Annotated in this window: 13 protein-coding genes and 1 pseudogene; 7 read left to right on the plus strand and 7 right to left on the minus strand. The window is 70.4% G+C overall.

The genetic code is table 11. The annotated features are described in order from the left end of the window. Window positions 1-1,533, minus strand: a pseudogene (locus tag V6V89_RS30690) (NAD-dependent malic enzyme); the annotation flags it as partial. Between the two features lie 90 nt (window positions 1,534-1,623). Here V6V89_RS30690 and hflX point away from each other — a divergent pair. Both hflX and V6V89_RS30700 read left to right on the plus strand, forming a co-directional pair. Then, on the plus strand, window positions 1,624-3,033 hold the full coding sequence (gene hflX, locus V6V89_RS30695; protein ID WP_334622992.1) for a GTPase HflX: 1,410 nt from the start codon (window positions 1,624-1,626) through the stop codon (window positions 3,031-3,033). Between the two features lie 93 nt (window positions 3,034-3,126). Further along, window positions 3,127-4,494 (plus strand): hypothetical protein, encoded by a 1,368-nt coding sequence (locus V6V89_RS30700; protein WP_334622993.1) that lies wholly within the window; start codon window positions 3,127-3,129, stop codon window positions 4,492-4,494. Between the two features lie 38 nt (window positions 4,495-4,532). Here V6V89_RS30700 and lexA read toward each other — a convergent pair whose 3' ends face one another. Further along, window positions 4,533-5,333 (minus strand): transcriptional repressor LexA, encoded by an 801-nt coding sequence (lexA, locus tag V6V89_RS30705; protein ID WP_334622995.1) that lies wholly within the window; start codon window positions 5,331-5,333, stop codon window positions 4,533-4,535. A gap of 232 nt (window positions 5,334-5,565) precedes the next feature. On the opposite strand from lexA, the gene V6V89_RS30710 reads away from it, so the two are divergent. The 3 genes from V6V89_RS30710 to V6V89_RS30720 all read left to right on the plus strand — a co-directional run bounded on the left by V6V89_RS30710 (window position 5,566) and on the right by V6V89_RS30720 (window position 9,505). After that, complete coding sequence (locus tag V6V89_RS30710) at window positions 5,566-5,877, plus strand: LysM peptidoglycan-binding domain-containing protein (protein WP_334622996.1); 312 nt, start codon at window positions 5,566-5,568, stop codon at window positions 5,875-5,877. A gap of 250 nt (window positions 5,878-6,127) precedes the next feature. Continuing rightward, a complete protein-coding gene (nrdR, locus tag V6V89_RS30715; protein WP_334622997.1) occupies window positions 6,128-6,613 on the plus strand; it encodes a transcriptional regulator NrdR in 486 nt (161 codons plus the stop codon). A gap of 42 nt (window positions 6,614-6,655) precedes the next feature. Continuing rightward, window positions 6,656-9,505: a vitamin B12-dependent ribonucleotide reductase gene (locus tag V6V89_RS30720; RefSeq protein WP_334622998.1), complete on the plus strand. Its 2,850-nt coding sequence runs from the start codon at window positions 6,656-6,658 to the stop codon at window positions 9,503-9,505. A 96-nt stretch (window positions 9,506-9,601) separates the two neighbouring features. Here the strand turns inward: V6V89_RS30720 and V6V89_RS30725 are convergent, their stop codons facing one another. The 5 genes from V6V89_RS30725 to V6V89_RS30745 form a co-directional block, all read right to left on the minus strand. Beyond that, window positions 9,602-10,150, minus strand: a complete 549-nt coding sequence (locus tag V6V89_RS30725; RefSeq protein ID WP_334622999.1) for a hypothetical protein — start codon at window positions 10,148-10,150, stop codon at window positions 9,602-9,604. 24 nt (window positions 10,151-10,174) lie between these two features. Continuing rightward, a complete protein-coding gene (gene lhgO, locus V6V89_RS30730; RefSeq protein ID WP_334623000.1) occupies window positions 10,175-11,374 on the minus strand; it encodes an L-2-hydroxyglutarate oxidase in 1,200 nt (399 codons plus the stop codon). A 76-nt stretch (window positions 11,375-11,450) separates the two neighbouring features. Next, entirely contained in the window at window positions 11,451-11,675 is a 225-nt protein-coding gene (locus tag V6V89_RS30735; RefSeq protein ID WP_334623001.1) for a DUF5522 domain-containing protein, read from the minus strand. 10 nt (window positions 11,676-11,685) lie between these two features. Further along, window positions 11,686-12,558, minus strand: a complete 873-nt coding sequence (locus tag V6V89_RS30740; protein WP_334623003.1) for a DMT family transporter — start codon at window positions 12,556-12,558, stop codon at window positions 11,686-11,688. Window positions 12,559-12,874: 316 nt separating this feature from the next. Next, a complete protein-coding gene (locus V6V89_RS30745; protein WP_334623005.1) occupies window positions 12,875-13,558 on the minus strand; it encodes a metal-dependent transcriptional regulator in 684 nt (227 codons plus the stop codon). A gap of 85 nt (window positions 13,559-13,643) precedes the next feature. Between V6V89_RS30745 and V6V89_RS30750 the strand changes: the two genes are divergently transcribed. Both V6V89_RS30750 and V6V89_RS30755 read left to right on the plus strand, forming a co-directional pair. Then, window positions 13,644-14,459 (plus strand): sulfurtransferase, encoded by an 816-nt coding sequence (locus tag V6V89_RS30750; RefSeq protein ID WP_334623006.1) that lies wholly within the window; start codon window positions 13,644-13,646, stop codon window positions 14,457-14,459. Next, window positions 14,456-15,664, plus strand: coding sequence for a cytochrome P450 (locus V6V89_RS30755; protein ID WP_334623007.1), 1,209 nt, complete (start codon window positions 14,456-14,458; stop codon window positions 15,662-15,664). Before V6V89_RS30750 ends, V6V89_RS30755 begins: the two co-directional genes overlap by 4 nt. The last annotated feature ends 1 nt before the right edge of the window (window position 15,665 follow it).

A 15,665-nucleotide genomic window follows, 5' to 3' on the forward strand; every position in this document is an offset into this window, starting at 1 on the left:
CGCTCGGCGGGACGCGGTCGCGGCGGGCGGTCGCGGCGGGCGGCGAGGTGCGGCGGCCGCGGCGCGGCGGCGAGGTGCGGTCGCGCCGGTGGCGGCGGTTGGGGTGCGGCGGTTGGGGTGCGGGTGGGTCTAGGACCTTGTCACCGTCGCGGCCACCGCGGTGGCTACGGCTGGGGAGACGCGGGGGTCGAAGACGCTGGGGACGATAACCGTGGGGTTGATCTTTTCCTCACCCACTACGTCGGCGATGGCGCGGGCTGCCGCGAGGGCCATCTCCTCGGTGAACTCGGTCGCGTGGGCGTCCAGCATGCCCCGGAAGACGCCGGGGAACGCGAGCACGTTGTTGATCTGGTTCGGCTGGTCGGAGCGGCCGGTCGCCACGACCGCGGCGTGCTTGCGGGCCTCCCGCGGGTCGACCTCGGGATCGGGGTTGGCCAGGGCGAACACGATCGCGCCGGGCGCCATCGCGGCGATGTCGTCGCCGGTGAGCAGGTTGGGCGCGCTGACGCCGATGAACACGTCCGCGCCGCGCATCGCGCCGGGCAGGTCGCCCGAGTACCCCTCCTTGTTGGTGTTTTCGGCCAGCCACCGCCAGGACGGGGTTAGGTCCGGCATACCGAGGTGAAGGGCGCCCTTCCGGTCGTACGCGATGATGTCGCCGACCCCCTGCCGCAACAGCAGCTTCATGATCGCGGTGCCGGCGGCGCCGGCTCCGGAGACGACCACCCGCACGTCTTCGAGGCGCTTGCCCACGACGCGCAGCGCGTTCGTCAGCGCGGCCAGCACGCAGATCGCGGTGCCGTGCTGGTCGTCGTGGAAGACCGGGATGTCGAGCAGCTCGCGCAGCCGTGCCTCGATCTCGAAGCAGCGCGGCGCCGCGATGTCTTCCAGGTTGATCCCGCCGTACGCGGGCGCGATCGCCTGCACGATCCGCACGATCTCGTCGGTGTCCTGGGTGTCGAGCACCACCGGCCACGCGTCGACCCCGCCGAACCGCTTGAACAGGGCAGCCTTGCCCTCCATGACCGGTAGCGAGGCGGCCGGTCCGATGTTGCCAAGGCCCAGTACGGCGGTGCCGTCGGTCACCACGGCGACCGTGTTGCGCTTGATGGTGAGGCGGCGCGCGTCTTCCGGGTTTTCGGCGATGGCCAGGCAGACCCGGGCCACGCCGGGGGTGTACGCCCGGGACAGCTCGTCGCGGTTGCGGAGCGCGACCTTCGGGGTGACTTCGATCTTGCCGCCGAGGTGCAGCAGGAACGTGCGGTCCGAGACCTTGTGCACGGTGACGCCGGGCAGCACCTCGAGCGCCTTTACCACCTGATCGGCGTGGCCGGAGTCGGCCGTGTCACAGGTGAGGTCTACGGTGACCCGGACGTGGTCGGAGTCGACGACGTCGAGCGCGGTGACGATCGCGCCTGCCTCCCCGACACAGGTGGTCAGCCGTCCGATCGACGAGGCGTCGGCGGTGACGCTGACCCGGATGGTGATGGAGAAACCTGCGCTGGGCAGGCGGGTTGTCGGCACGCTGTTCATTGTTACCAGCGCCCGTTAAGCAGGTGCGATCCGGGGACCGGCGTGCCACCATTGACGGGTCGGACCAGACCAAACGGACAGGAGACAGGCTTGCCGGACTTCGTTCTATCCAGCGATGACGCCACGACGGGTGAGCTGGAGCTGGAAGATCGGCACGCACTGCGCCGGGTCGCCGGGCTTTCGACCGAACTCACCGATGTCACCGAGGTCGAATACCGCCAGCTGCGGCTGGAGCGGGTCGTGCTGGTCGGCGTCTGGACCGAGGGCACCATGACCGACGCGGAAAACTCGCTCGTCGAGTTGGCCGCGCTCGCCGAGACGGCCGGCTCTCAGGTGCTCGAAGGGCTGATCCAGCGGCGTTCGCGTCCCGACCCCGCCACCTACGTCGGCCGGGGCAAGGTCGACGAGCTGGGCACGGTGGTCGAGTCGACCGGCGCCGACACGGTGATCTGCGACGGCGAGCTCTCCCCGTCCCAGCTGCGCAATCTGGAGCAGCGCACCAAGGTCAAGGTGATCGACCGCACCGCGCTGATCCTCGACATCTTCGCCCAGCACGCCAAGAGCAAGGAGGGCAAGGCGCAGGTCGAGCTGGCTCAGCTCGAATACCTGCTGCCGCGCCTGCGCGGTTGGGGTGAGGCGCTGTCGCGGCAGACCGGCGGCAGCGGGCGTGGCGGCGGCGCCGGTGGCGGCGTGGGCCTGCGTGGTCCCGGTGAGACCAAGCTCGAGACCGACCGGCGGCGCATCCGCATGCGCATCTCCCGGCTGCGCCGGGAGATCAAGGGCATGCGCACGGTGCGCCGGACCATGCGCGCCGGCCGCGCGAAAAACCTGGTGCCCGCGGTCGCGATCGCCGGATACACCAACGCGGGTAAGTCCAGCCTGCTCAACAGGCTGACCGGCGCTGGCGTACTGGTCGAAGACGCGCTCTTCGCCACCCTCGACCCGACCACGCGGCGGGCGGAGACCGGCGACGGGCGGGTCTACACGCTCGCCGACACGGTCGGTTTCGTCCGGCACCTGCCGCACCAGATCGTCGAGGCGTTCCGTTCGACCCTGGAGGAGGTGGCCGACGCCGACCTGGTCGTGCACGTGGTCGACGGCGCCGACCCCGATCCCGAGGGGCAGGTGCGGGCGGTGCGGGAGGTGCTGGCCGAGGTCGGCGCCGACAAGCTGCCCGAGCTCCTGGTCGTCAACAAGATCGACGCGGCCGACGAAGAGACGCTGCTGCGACTGAAGCGCACCTGGCCCGAGGCGGTCTTCGTCTCGGCCCGGCGGGGCACCGGCATCGACGAGCTGCGCGCCACGATCGAGGGACGCCTGCCGCGACCGGCCGTCGAGGTGCGGGCCACCGTGCCGTACGACCGGGGTGACCTGGTCGCGCGGGTGCACCGCAGGGGCGAGGTGCTCGGCACCGAGCACACCGGCGCGGGCACCGAGCTGCACGTGCGGGTCGACGAGGCGCTGGCGGCGGAGTTGGCTCCCTACGCTCACGCCGGGTGACTGATCAAATCGGCTACCCGGCGGTAGGCGTCGACATGCGACACTGAACGGATGCGTCGTGTGGTTGCGTGCAGCCTGGCTGCCCTTGGCCTGGTGGGACTCAGTTTGGTGGCTTCGGCCACTCCCGCGTTGGCCGCCGGTAAGAAGGTCTGCACCATCGCGGACAGCAAGCTCGACGAGCTGTCCGGGTTGATCGCGACCTCCAAGGGCTACATCGTCATCAACGACAGCAGCGAGCAGGCCAGCCGCAAGCGCATCTTCTACCTCGGCAGCAAGTGCGCGGTCACGAAGAGCGTGCAGTACAGCGGCGCCGGGCCGCGTGACACCGAAGACCTGGCGGTGTCGCCGGACGGCAAGACGCTGTGGGTCGCGGACATCGGCGACAACCCCGACAGCACCGAGCGGCGGTCGAACGTCGGGCTGTGGAGCATGCCGATCGACGGCTCCAAGAAGCCGACCCTCCACCGGCTCAGCTACCCGGACGGCAAGCACGACGCCGAGGCGCTGCTGATGAACGGCGACGGCACCCCGATCATCATCACGAAGACCGGTGGCAAGGCGGGCCTCTACAGCCCTGCGGCGGGTGCCATGAAGGCCAACAACGAGACGCCGGTCGCGATGACCAAGGTGGGCGAGGTCACGCTGCCGAAGACCACGACCGACAACCCGTTCGGCGCGATCGGGCGGCTGATGGTCACGGGCGCGGCCCGCTCGCCCGACGGCAGCAAGGTCGCGCTGCGCACCTACGCCGACGCGTTCGAGTACGAGGTGTCGGGCGGTGACGTGGTCAAGGCGCTCACCAGCGGCGAGCCGCGGGTGACGGCGCTCGTCAGCGACCAGTTCGGTGAGGCGCTGGCATACAGCGCGGACGGCAAGAGCTTCCTCACGGTCTCCGACCTGGGCGAGCTCGACTCCGATGTGGACAACAACGTGTATCAGTACACGCCGTCCACGGCTGCGCCCAAGGCGACCACCGCGGCCACGGTGGGTGGCGCCGACAATGCGGCCAACTCCCGGTCATGGATCGACGAGCTGACGCTGAAAGACATCACGTACATGATCGGCGCGGTGGGTGTGCTCGGCGCGCTACTCGTGGGCGCCGGGGTCTTCGGCATCCTGCGGGCCCGCGGCCGGCCGCCCGCCGGCCCGGCTGGCGCCAAGGGCAAGAAGAAGGGCGGTCCTGATCCGACCGTGGGGCGGCAGCCGGTGCCCGGGGCGAGCAGCGCGGTGTCCGCGGTGGGTGCCGACCGGCCGTACGCGGGCAGCGGGTACGACGACTACGACCGGCAGAACGTCCGGCCGGACCGGCCCGCCGACGACTACCAGCCGGCGGGCCAGGTTTACGGCTCGCGACCCGGCGGTGGCTCCGGAGGTTCGGGGGGCGTTTACGGCACCCCCCGACCGAACGTCTACGGCGGCCCGCCGAGCCAGAACGGCTATCCGGAAAGCCGCCCGTACTAGGGTCGCCTTCGGGTCCAGCTAGGAGCCGTGGCGACCATCTATTTGACTCGGCGGAGCACTGCTACGACGCGACCCAGGATCGTGGCGTCGTCGCCGGGGATCGGGTCGAATGCCGGGTTTTGCGGCATCAGCCACACATGTCCGTCGCGGCGGCGGTAGGTCTTCACGGTCGCCTCGCCCTCGATCATCGCGGCCACGATGTCACCCGCGTTGGCGGTCGGCTGCTGCCGGACGACCACCCAGTCGCCGTCGCAGATGGCCGCGTCGAGCATCGAGTCGCCCTTGACTTGGAGCATGAAGACCTCGCCCTCGCCGACGAGCTCGCGCGGCAGCGGGAAGATGTCTTCGACAGCCTGCTCGGCGAGGATCGGGCCACCGGCGGCGATCCGGCCCAGCATCGGCACGTACGCCGGCGCGGGGCGCTGCGCCCGAGCCGTCTCGTCGTCCATGAGGTCGCTCGGTGGCCGCACGTCGACGGCGCGCGGCCTGTTGGGGTCGCGCCGCAGGAAGCCCTTACGCTCCAGCTCCTTCAGCTGGTAGGCGACGCTCGACGGGGACACCAGCCCCACCGCCTCGCCGATCTCGCGGACGCTGGGCGGGTACCCGTACCTCTCCACCCAGTCGCGGATGAACTCGAGGATCCGGCGTTGCCGGGCCGTGAGGTCGGCGTTGACGAGGTCGGGGAAGGAGCTGACCACGGGCGTGACGGCGCGCAACTGCGGCTGCTCACCGGTGCGCGACCGCGCCGAACTTCGCCGCCGGCCTGCGGGCGCCGGAGCCGCTGCCTTGGCGGCCTTCTGCTGCTGCGGTTGCCGGCTGCTCCGGTCGTTGGTCGCCACGGGTCCGTCCTCCCTCTCGTCGGTATGTCCCGCCGGCGCGTTGCCTCGGTATTGCCTCATGGTTCCAGCGGTTGCCTCACGGTATAGCTGAGATCGGTTAGTTTCAAACATCTGTACGACCTCACCCCGGCGTGTCGCGTCGCTGGGCTCGACATCGCACGCGTGTTCTGATACCAATCGTACGTCCGTTCTATCGAACTTCTGTTCGATCTTGGGGGTCGATATGCACGCGGTGGGGGTACACACGCAGGTCAAGCCCAGGCTGCGGCTGACCCGGCGAGGTCGGCTCGTGCTCTTCGCCTTGTTCCTTCTGCTCTCGGCGGGCGTCATCGTGCTCGGCGCCACCGCCTCCCGCGCGGCCGATCCGCCCGCGGCGACCGTCACGATGGTCGTCCAGGAGGGTGACACCCTTTGGTCGATCGCCGGCCGGTACTTCCCGGATCGCGATCCGGTCGCCGCCGTGGAGACCATCCGCCGCGTCAACCGCCTCGACGGCTACGACGTCTACGCGGGCCAGGAGCTCGCCCTTCCGCACCGCCGGTAGTCACCTCGACACGCCTGTGTCGGATGTGCCGGTCAACTTGCGCCGGCGCCTCCGCTGGCATACCGTCGACCCCTAGATGTAGTAGTTACAGGGGTGTAAGTCCTCCACAGGTTGGGTTTAACTACCCACAGGTTTTCCACACGTAACGCGCAGCGTTGTCCACAGGCACAGGACGGCGGTGCTCGTTTTGCGTGCCCGGAAACTGTCGGTGGGTGGGCCTAGCCTGTGGACATGGAAGGGGGGTGTGTCGATGCGGTGCCCATACTGCCGACACGCTGACTCCCGGGTCGTCGACTCGCGTGAGGCCGACGACGGCCAGCTGATCCGCCGCCGCCGGTCGTGTCCGGCATGTGGCAAGCGGTTCACGACCGTCGAAGAGGCGGTGCTCGCCGTTGTCAAGCGGAGCGGGGTGACCGAGCCGTTCAGCCGGACGAAGATCATGGGTGGGGTCCGCAAGGCGTGCCAGGGTCGCCCGGTCGACGACGATGCGCTCGCGCTTCTCGCGCAGAAGGTCGAGGAGTCCGTCCGGGCTCGCGGCGCGGCCGAGATCCCCAGCCACGACGTGGGCCTGGCGATCCTGGGGCCGCTGCGCGAGCTCGACGAGGTGGCCTACCTGCGTTTCGCGAGTGTCTACCGGTCGTTCGAGTCACTGAGCGATTTCGAGCGTGAGATCTCCGCGCTACGGGCGTCGCGCGACGACGCCAGCCAGGTGGAGGAGTCCGCTACATCCGCTTAGTACGTGTTTTTGATCTAGCTGTGGTTCGAGGGGGCATGTGAGATGTCGGGGGAAGGCGTGACAGCAGGCAAGGGGCGGTCAACCGCGCGCGGAGCGTCGCCGGTTGGGCTCAAGGTCGAGCGCGTGTGGACCACCGAGGGTGTCCACCCGTACGACGAGGTCGCCTGGGAGCGGCGCGACGTCGTGATGACGAACTGGCGGGACGGCTCGATCAACTTCGAGCAGAAGGGCGTGGAGTTCCCGGAGTTCTGGAGCGTCAACGCGGCCAACATCGTCACGACCAAGTACTTCCGCGGTGCGGTCGGCACACCGCAGCGGGAGTGGTCCCTGCGGCAGCTCATCGACCGGGTGGTGAAGACGTACCGGGCGGCGGGGGAGCAGCACGGCTACTTCGCCAGCTCCGCTGACGCCGAGGTGTTCGAGCACGAGCTGACCTGGATGCTCATGCACCAGGTGTTCAGCTTCAACTCGCCGGTGTGGTTCAACGTCGGCACCGCGTCGCCGCAGCAGGTCAGCGCGTGTTTCATCCTCGCCGTCGACGACTCGATGGACTCGATCCTCGAGTGGTACAAGGAAGAGGGCCTGATCTTCAAGGGCGGGTCCGGCTCCGGGGTCAACCTGTCGCGCATCCGCTCCTCGAAGGAGCTGCTCTCCAGCGGCGGCACCGCCTCCGGCCCGGTGAGCTTCATGCGCGGCGCCGATGCGAGCGCCGGCACCATCAAGTCCGGTGGCGCCACCCGCCGGGCGGCCAAGATGGTCATCCTCGACGTCGACCACCCCGACATCGAGGAGTTCGTGGTCACCAAGGCGCGCGAGGAAGACAAGATCCGCGCCCTGCGCGACGCGGGCTTCGACATGGACCTCGGCGGTAAGGACATCGTCAGCGTCCAGTACCAGAACGCCAACAACTCGGTGCGGGTCTCCGACGAGTTCATGCGGGCCGTCGAGCAGAACGGCCCGTTCGACCTGCGGGCGCGGCTCGACGGTTCGGTCGTCGAGACCATCGAGGCGGAGAAGCTGTTCCACGCCATCGCGCAGGCAGCGTGGGAGTGCGCCGACCCGGGCCTGCAGTACGACGACACCATCAACGACTGGCACACCTGCCCCGAGACCGGCCGCATCACCGCGTCCAACCCCTGCTCGGAGTACCTTCACCTCGACAACTCCTCCTGCAACCTGGCCTCGCTCAACCTGCTGAAGTTCCTGCGGGCCGACGGCGGGTTCGAGGTGGAGAAGTTCGTCCGGTCCGTCGAGTTCGTCATCACCGCGATGGACATCTCGATCTGCTTCGCCGACTTCCCGACGCAGAAGATCGGCGAGACCACGCGGGCATACCGTCAGCTCGGCATCGGCTACGCCAACCTCGGCGCGCTGCTGATGGCCACCGGCCTGCCGTACGACTCGGACGGCGGCCGCTCCGTCGCCGCGGCGATCACCTCGCTGATGACCGGCACCGCCTACCGCCGCTCCGCCGAGCTTGCCGGCGTTGTCGGGGCGTACGACGGGTACGCGCGCAACGCCGAGCCGCACAAGCGGGTCATGCGTAAGCACGCCGCCGCCAACGATGCCATCAAGCCGACCGGCGCGGTCGCCACCGCCATCGTCCGCGAGGCCACCAAGCAGTGGCAGCAGGGCAACAAGATCGGCGACAAGAACGGCTGGCGCAACTCGCAGGCCTCGGTGCTGGCACCGACCGGCACGATCGGCCTGATGATGGACTGCGACACCACCGGTGTCGAGCCCGACCTGGCGCTGGTCAAGTTCAAGAAGCTGGTCGGCGGCGGCTCGATGCAGATCGTCAACCAGACCGTGCCGCGGGCGCTGCGCTCCATCGGATACCCGGAGGAGCAGGTCGAGGCGATCGTCGAGTTCATCGCGGAGCACGGCCACGTCGTCGACGCGCCGGGGCTCAAGTCCGAGCACTACGCGGTCTTCGACTGCGCGATGGGCGAGCGCTCGATCGCGCCGATGGGACACGTGCGGATGATGGCGGCGGTGCAGCCGTTCATCTCCGGCGCGATCTCCAAGACCGTCAACATGCCCGAGTCCGCCACCGTCGAAGACGTCCAGAAGATCTACTTCGAAGGCTGGAAGCTCGGCCTCAAGGCGCTGGCCATCTACCGCGACAACTGCAAGGTCGGCCAGCCGCTGTCGGTCGCCAAGAAGCCGGCCGCCGCTGTCGAGGTCGCGGCCGCGCCCGAGCCGGTCGTCGAGTATCGGCCGGTGCGCAAGCGGCTGCCGAAGAAGCGCCCCTCCGAGACGGTCTCCTTCTCGGTCGGCGGTGCCGAGGGCTACCTCACCGCCTCGTCGTACCCCGACGACGGCCTCGGAGAGGTCTTCCTCAAGATGTCGAAGCAGGGCTCCACGCTGGCCGGCGTGATGGACGCCTTCTCGGTGGCCATCTCGATAGGGCTTCAGTACGGCGTGCCGCTGGAGACGTACGTCAGCAAGTTCACCAACATGCGGTTCGAGCCGGCGGGCATGACCGACGACCCCGACATCCGCATGGCCGCCTCGGTGATGGACTACATCTTCCGGCGGTTGGCGCTCGACTTCCTGCCGTACGAGCGCCGTGCCGAGCTGGGGATCTTCACCGCCAAGGAGCGGGCCGCGCAGATCGCCGCCGAGGCGGAGGCCAGCCTCGACCTGGCCGGCATGGCGGCGTCCGCCCCGGTGTCGGCACCGGTCGTGTCGTCCACGGCTGCCGAGCCCACCGAAGCACCAGCGGCCGCCAAGCCGGTGGCCAACGTGGGTTCGTCGACCGAGCTTCTTGAGGCCGTGATCGGCAAGGCGGCCGACGCGCCGCTGTGCTTCACCTGCGGCACCAAGATGCGCCCCGCCGGCAGCTGCTACGTCTGCGAGGGCTGCGGCTCGACAAGCGGCTGCAGCTAGCAGGTCGGCGCCAGCTCCGCCCGTCATCCCGTCGATCAAGGGCAAACGCACATGGTTGGATCTCTAAGCCACGTGCGTTTGCCCTTGACAGACGGATCAAGCCTCGGCGCGCTCGACGGCCTTGGCCAGCTCGACCAGCTTCACCGACAGCTCCTCGGCGGTGGCCTTCGGCTCGTCTCTCACACACGTGTACCGCAGGGTGATCAGCCGCTTGTCACCGGTCAGCCACCCCACCTCGGCGGTTGGCCCGGTCTTGCCGGCCGCTGTCCGGGCCGTCCGGTACGCGGCCTTGCCCAGCCCCTTGACCGTCTTCGCACCGTCCGGTGCGATCTCCGAGGTGAACGTCGCCGCATCCGCGGCGGTCTCCGTCACCGACAGCATCAGGTCCGGGTGCGGCGCGCCGTTCGCCTGCACCACGCAGGTGGCCGTGTCCTTGTGCGCGCTGGCGGCCGCGACGTCGAACCGGGTGCCCAGCACCTCTTCGATCGCGCCGTAGTCGAGCAGCCCGCACACGCCGCCCGCCGAGGCGGCCGGAAACGTCGCGACAGCGGGTGCCGGAGCCGGCGGGGTGGTCACCTCCGCCTCGTCGCCGCACCCGGCGGCCGCCACCAGCAGCAACCCCGCGCCGAATCTACGCGCAGCCATACGCACGGCGGACACCCTAGATGCTCAACGCGGCACGCGAAAGCCCGGCAGCTCAGCGACGATGTGCTTGGCGATCTCCAGCGAGCTGGTCGCGGCCGGCGACGGGGCGTTCAACACGTGCACCTGCCGGTCGCGAGCCACGATGAGGAAGTCGTCGACGAGCGCGCCGTCGGGCGCGATGGCCTGCGCGCGCACCCCGGCCGCGCTCGGCTCCAGGTCCGCGGCGGTCACATCTGGTACCAGCCGAGCCAGGCTCTCCGCGAACCGCTGGCGCGACAGCGAGCGGCGCACCTCGGTGAGCCCGTACCGGAGGTGCTTGCGAGCCAGCCGCCACAGTCCTGAGTAGACGGCGAAGTCGGCGACGTCGCGCGGGTTGACCCTGCCCCACGAGTACCCTTCCCGGGCGAGCGCGAGCACCGCGTTCGGGCCGGCGTGGACGCTGCCGTCGATCATCCGCGTCAGATGCACGCCCAGAAACGGAAACTGCGGGTCCGGCACCGGATAGATCAGCCCGCGCACCAGGGCACGCCGGTCGGGGCGCAGCTCGAAGTACTCTCCGCGGAACGGGACGATCCGGGCCGGCGGGTCGATGCCGGCGAGTCGCGCCACCCGGTCGGCGTGCAGGCCGGCGCAGTTGACCAGGACGTCGGCGACGAGCTCGCCGGTGGTGGTCTGAACGACCTGGGTGCCGCCGCGGTTGACGATGCCGGTGACCCGCGCGCCGAACCGGATCTCCGCGCCCGCCTTCTCCACCAGCGCGGCCAGTGTCGCGCACACCGCCGTGAAGTCGACGATGCCGGTCGACGCCACATGCATCGCCTCGACGCAGCGCACGTGCGGCTCGTAGTCGGCGGCCTCGGCCGGGCCGACCAGCCGCACGGGCAGCCCGTTCGCGGTGGCGCGCTCGTGCAGAGCCCGCAGGCGCGGCAGCTCGGACTCCTCGGTCGCCACGATCAGCTTGCCGCACACCCGCACCGGGATGCCGTGCTCGGTGCAAAAATCGACCATCGACTGGCTGCCCGCGCGGCAGAGCTTGGCCTTGAGGCTGCCCGGCTTGTAGTACACGCCGGCGTGGATCACCCCGGAGTTGTGCCCGGTCTGGTGCGCCGCGACCCTGTGCTCCTTTTCGAGCACGGTGACCTGGGCGTCCGGGTGGTCCAGAGTGATCCGGTGTGCGGTCGCCAGCCCCACGATCCCGGCCCCGACCACCACAAACTTCGCCATGCGCCGGACCCTACCCGCCTCGCTAGACCCCCAACATCATCTGTCACCTGCCCGACCCCGACTCCCTCCCCGCGGCCTACGCGTCGTCGTCGGCGTATGGGCAGTGGCGGCAGCCGCGGCCGCAGCAGGTGCCGCGCCGGGTCAGGAACGCGGCCGTCAGCACGAACAGCCCCGTCTGGGGATCCAGATAGCCGGCCTCGTCCGCAGCCAGCGCACGGTCGTGGGCGGCGATGATCTCGCGACGGCGCGGGTGGTCCGGCGGGAGCCGCGACGGATGCGGCTCCCGCAGACGATCCCTCACGTGCTGGAGGCTACCCGCCGTTGGCCCTCGCGGTGCCGGCTACCGCCGCCAGCATGAGCGCACCCCCGACCACCGCGGTGACGGTGAGCCGCTCCCCGAAGGCGCAGACGGCGATGGCGGCGGCCGTGACCGGTTCGAGCAGGGCGACGACCGAGGCGGTGGTGGCTCGCACCACAGCCAGCCCGGCGAAGAACAGCCCGTACGCGAGCGCCGTCGGCACCGCGCCCAGGTACAGCAGCCAGCCGACCGACTCCGCCAGTCCGGTGCCGGACGGCACCACCCCCTCGGCGAGCGCCAATGGCAGCAGGCACAGCCCACCGATGACGAACCCGACCAGCGCGGTCCGGTACGGGTCGCTGGCGGTGCCGGTGGCTCTGGTCATGAGCGTCACCGCCGCGTACCCGACGGCCGACACCAACGCCAGCCCGATTCCGAGCCAAGGGCGCGGTCCGACCGCGCCCATGCCGCCGGTGAGCAGCACCAGCCCGACCAGGCCCAGCACGACGGCGGCGGTGCCACCGCGCCCGAGGCGCTCACCGGTCGTGAGGCGGCCGCCGATCGCGATGAGGATAGGACCCGCGCCGAGCGTCACGATCGTCCCGACTGCGAGGCCGGCGTACGCGATCGCGCCGAAGAAGGCGGTGTGATAGACCGCGAGCCCGATGCCGGTGAGCACGAGCACCGGCCGCCGCTCCGGAAGGCGGCGAGGTCCTCGGCGGACGGCGAGCAGCGCGGCGAGGATGGCGCCGCCGATGACGAAGCGCCAGTACGAGACGGCGACGGGACCGAGACCGCTGGTGCGGTACAGGAACACCGCCGCGGCGGCACCGGTGCCCCAGCTCGTCGCGGCGACGGAAATGAAGAAAAGACCACGTGCGGGCACGATGAGACTCCACTGTGGATGGTTGACAGGGCCGCGGAAGCGGGCGACAACCATCGACCGCCGGACCTGGATCGGTCCGGCGGTGTGGGTCAGTGGAGACGCCGCCCGCTCAGCGAGCGGGTGGCGAAAGCACGATACGAAGCACGCCGAAACGCTAGCGGCATCCCGACCGCGCCGTCATCCGAGTTTGGGCGACGCGTCAGGACCCGTCGGCCCAGTACTGGTTCAGGCGGGCGACGGCGTCGACGTACCTAGCGTTCGCGGCGATCAAGGGCCCTGAGGGGGAGGGTGTGGCGTGCGCCCGTGGCTGGGGGCGTTAGCGGGCGGCTACGAAGACTCGGGACGCCACCTCGCGGGGGAGGCGGATCTTGTCGCCGGAGCGGTCGATGGTGACGCCGTCGCGCTCCTGCGCCACCGTCACCGTCACGCCCGGGTCGACGCCCGCGGCGTGCAGCTGCCGCAGCACCTCGGCGTCGGTCTGCACGCTCTCGCAGATGCGACGCACGGTCACCTGACCGGTGAGGCCGGGAAAGGCCAGGTTGCGCTCGACGTCGTCGGCGACGGAGAGGGACTCGGGCACGTTACCGAGCTCTTCCAGACCGGGGATCGGGTTGCCATACGGCGAGCGGGTCGGCCGGTTGAGCAGCTCGTAGACCTTTTTCTCCACCGAGTCGCTCATCACGTGCTCCCACCGGCAGGCCTCCTCGTGCGCCTGCTCGTAGGGCATGCCGATGACGTTGACCAGCAACAGCTCGGCCAGGCGGTGCTTGCGCATGACCGAGACCGCGTACTTGCGGCCGGCGTCGGTCAGGAGCAGGTGCCGGTCGCCCTCGACCGTGAGCAATCCGTCGCGCTCCATCCGGGCCACGGTCTGGCTCACGGTGGGACCACTCTGGTGCAGCCGCTCGGCGATGCGCGCGCGCAGCGGTGTCACACCCTCTTCTTCCAGCTCGAGGATGGTCTTCAGGTACATCTCGGTGGTATCAATAAGGTCGTTCACGACGTTTGCCCTCCCGTCACACGATGCTACCCTGCGCGACCGGCACCCTGCGGTCCCGCAGGTGACCGCGGGCACACTGGTTGCCATGACTCTCGTTGACGTGCCGGCGCTCGCCGCGGAGATCGCTGACCAGAAAAAGCCAACGCTACTTGATCTCCGTTGGCACCTGTCCGGCCCGGTCGGTCGAGACGAGTACGCCAAGGGACACCTGCCCGGCGCGGTCTTCGTCGATCTCGACAAAGAGCTGTGCGGCGCGCCCGGTCCGGGCCGGCACCCGCTGCCCGACCCGGACACCCTGCAGGGGGTGCTCCGCGCCGCCGGCGTCCGCACGGGTCACCCGGTCGTGGTGTACGACGCCGGCGACGGCCTGCCCGCGGCCCGCGCCTGGTGGACGCTGCGCTGGGCCGGCCACGAGGCGGTCCGGGTGCTCGACGGCGGCTACGCTGCGTGGATCGCCGCCGGCCAGCCCGTCACGACCGAGGTGCCGGCGCCGGCGCCGGGCGACATCACCGTTCGGCCGGGCGGCCTGCCCGTGCTCGACGCCGACGGTGCCGCGGCGCTCGCCGCCGAGGGCGTGCTCATCGACGTCCGGGCGGCGCCGCGTTACCGGGGGGAGGTCGAGCCGATCGACCCGGTCGCCGGCCACATCCCGGGCGCGGTGAACCTGCCGGCCACCGACCACGTCGACCCGGACGGCCGGTTCCGTGCCGCCGACGCCCTCCGGTCGCGGTTCGTCGAGACCGGTCTCGCCGATGGTGTACCGGTGGGCGCCTACTGCGGATCGGGCGTGACCGCCGCTCACACCGTCCTGGCACTGCACCTGACCGGCCGCACCGACGCGGCGCTCTACGTGGGCTCCTGGAGCGACTGGATCACCGACCCCTCCCGCCCCATAGCGTGATTGATCTCCTGACCGCCCTGACCCGGCTGCACCGCAGGCGGGGTGAGATCGCCCGCATCCCGATCCCCGGGGCGCGGGCATACCTGGTCAGCGACCCGGACGCGATCCAGGACGCGCTGACCCGGACCCAGCGCGAGTACGCCAAAGGCGTCGGCTCGAAAGGACTGGAGCCGCTGAAACGGGTGCTCGGTCAGGGCCTGCTCACCAGCCCGCCCGACCTGCACCGCCAGCAGCGCCGACTGATCCAGCCGCTCTTCCACGGCGGGCGGGTCGCCGGTTGGGCGGATACGTTCACCACGCTCGCCGAGGCGGCCAGTGCCTCGTGGCGTGACGGCGAGGTGCGTGATCTGCACCGCGACATGACCGAGTTGACCCTCGCGATCGTGGCGCGGACGGTCTTCGACGTGTCCGTCGACGCCGGCGCGATCACGACGATCAGCCGCGCTATCGGCCGCAACCAGCGGGCGCTGCGCCGCGAGGTCCTCCCCGGCGGCCGGCTGCTCGACCGGCTGCCGCTGCCCGCGACCCGCCGGTGGCGCGAGGACAGCGAAGCGGTCGACGCGGTGGTGCGTGCACTGATCGACGCCAAGCGCGCCGAGCCCGGTGACGACCTGCTCAGCCTGCTGCTCGCCACCGGCATGCCGGACAGCCAGGTGCGCGACGAGGCGATGACCCTGCTGCTCGCCGGGCACGAGACGACCGCCAACGCGCTCGCGTGGACGTTCCACCTGCTGTCCCGGTACCCGATGGAGCAGGACCGGATCGCGGACGGCGACCCGGATTTCACCACCGCGGTGGTCCGCGAGGCGCTGCGCCTGTATCCGCCGGCCTGGGCGATCTGGCGCCGCCTGGTCACGGACCGCGAGGTGTGCGGGCGGCGGCTGCCGGCCGGGTCGACCTTGATCCTCAGCCCGTGGGTCGTGCACCGCGACCCGCGCTGGTGGCCCGAGCCGGACGCGTTCCGTCCGGAGCGCTGGCTCGGTGGCGAGCCGCCCCGTCGGTACACGTACTTCCCGTTCGGCAGTGGGCCGCGGCAGTGCGTCGGCAACGGGTTCGCCGAGTTGGAGGCGGTCCGCGTGACCGGTGCGATCTGCCGGCGCTGGCGGCTCACGCCCGCGCCCGGCGCGCCGCCTGTCGTGCCGCAGCCGCTGGTCACGCTGCGCCCGCGGCACGGGGTGGCCCTCACGGTGCGCGTGCGACGATGAC

The organism is Micromonospora sp. CPCC 206061 (assembly GCF_036906915.1).
GTDB lineage: Bacteria > Actinomycetota > Actinomycetes > Mycobacteriales > Micromonosporaceae > Phytohabitans.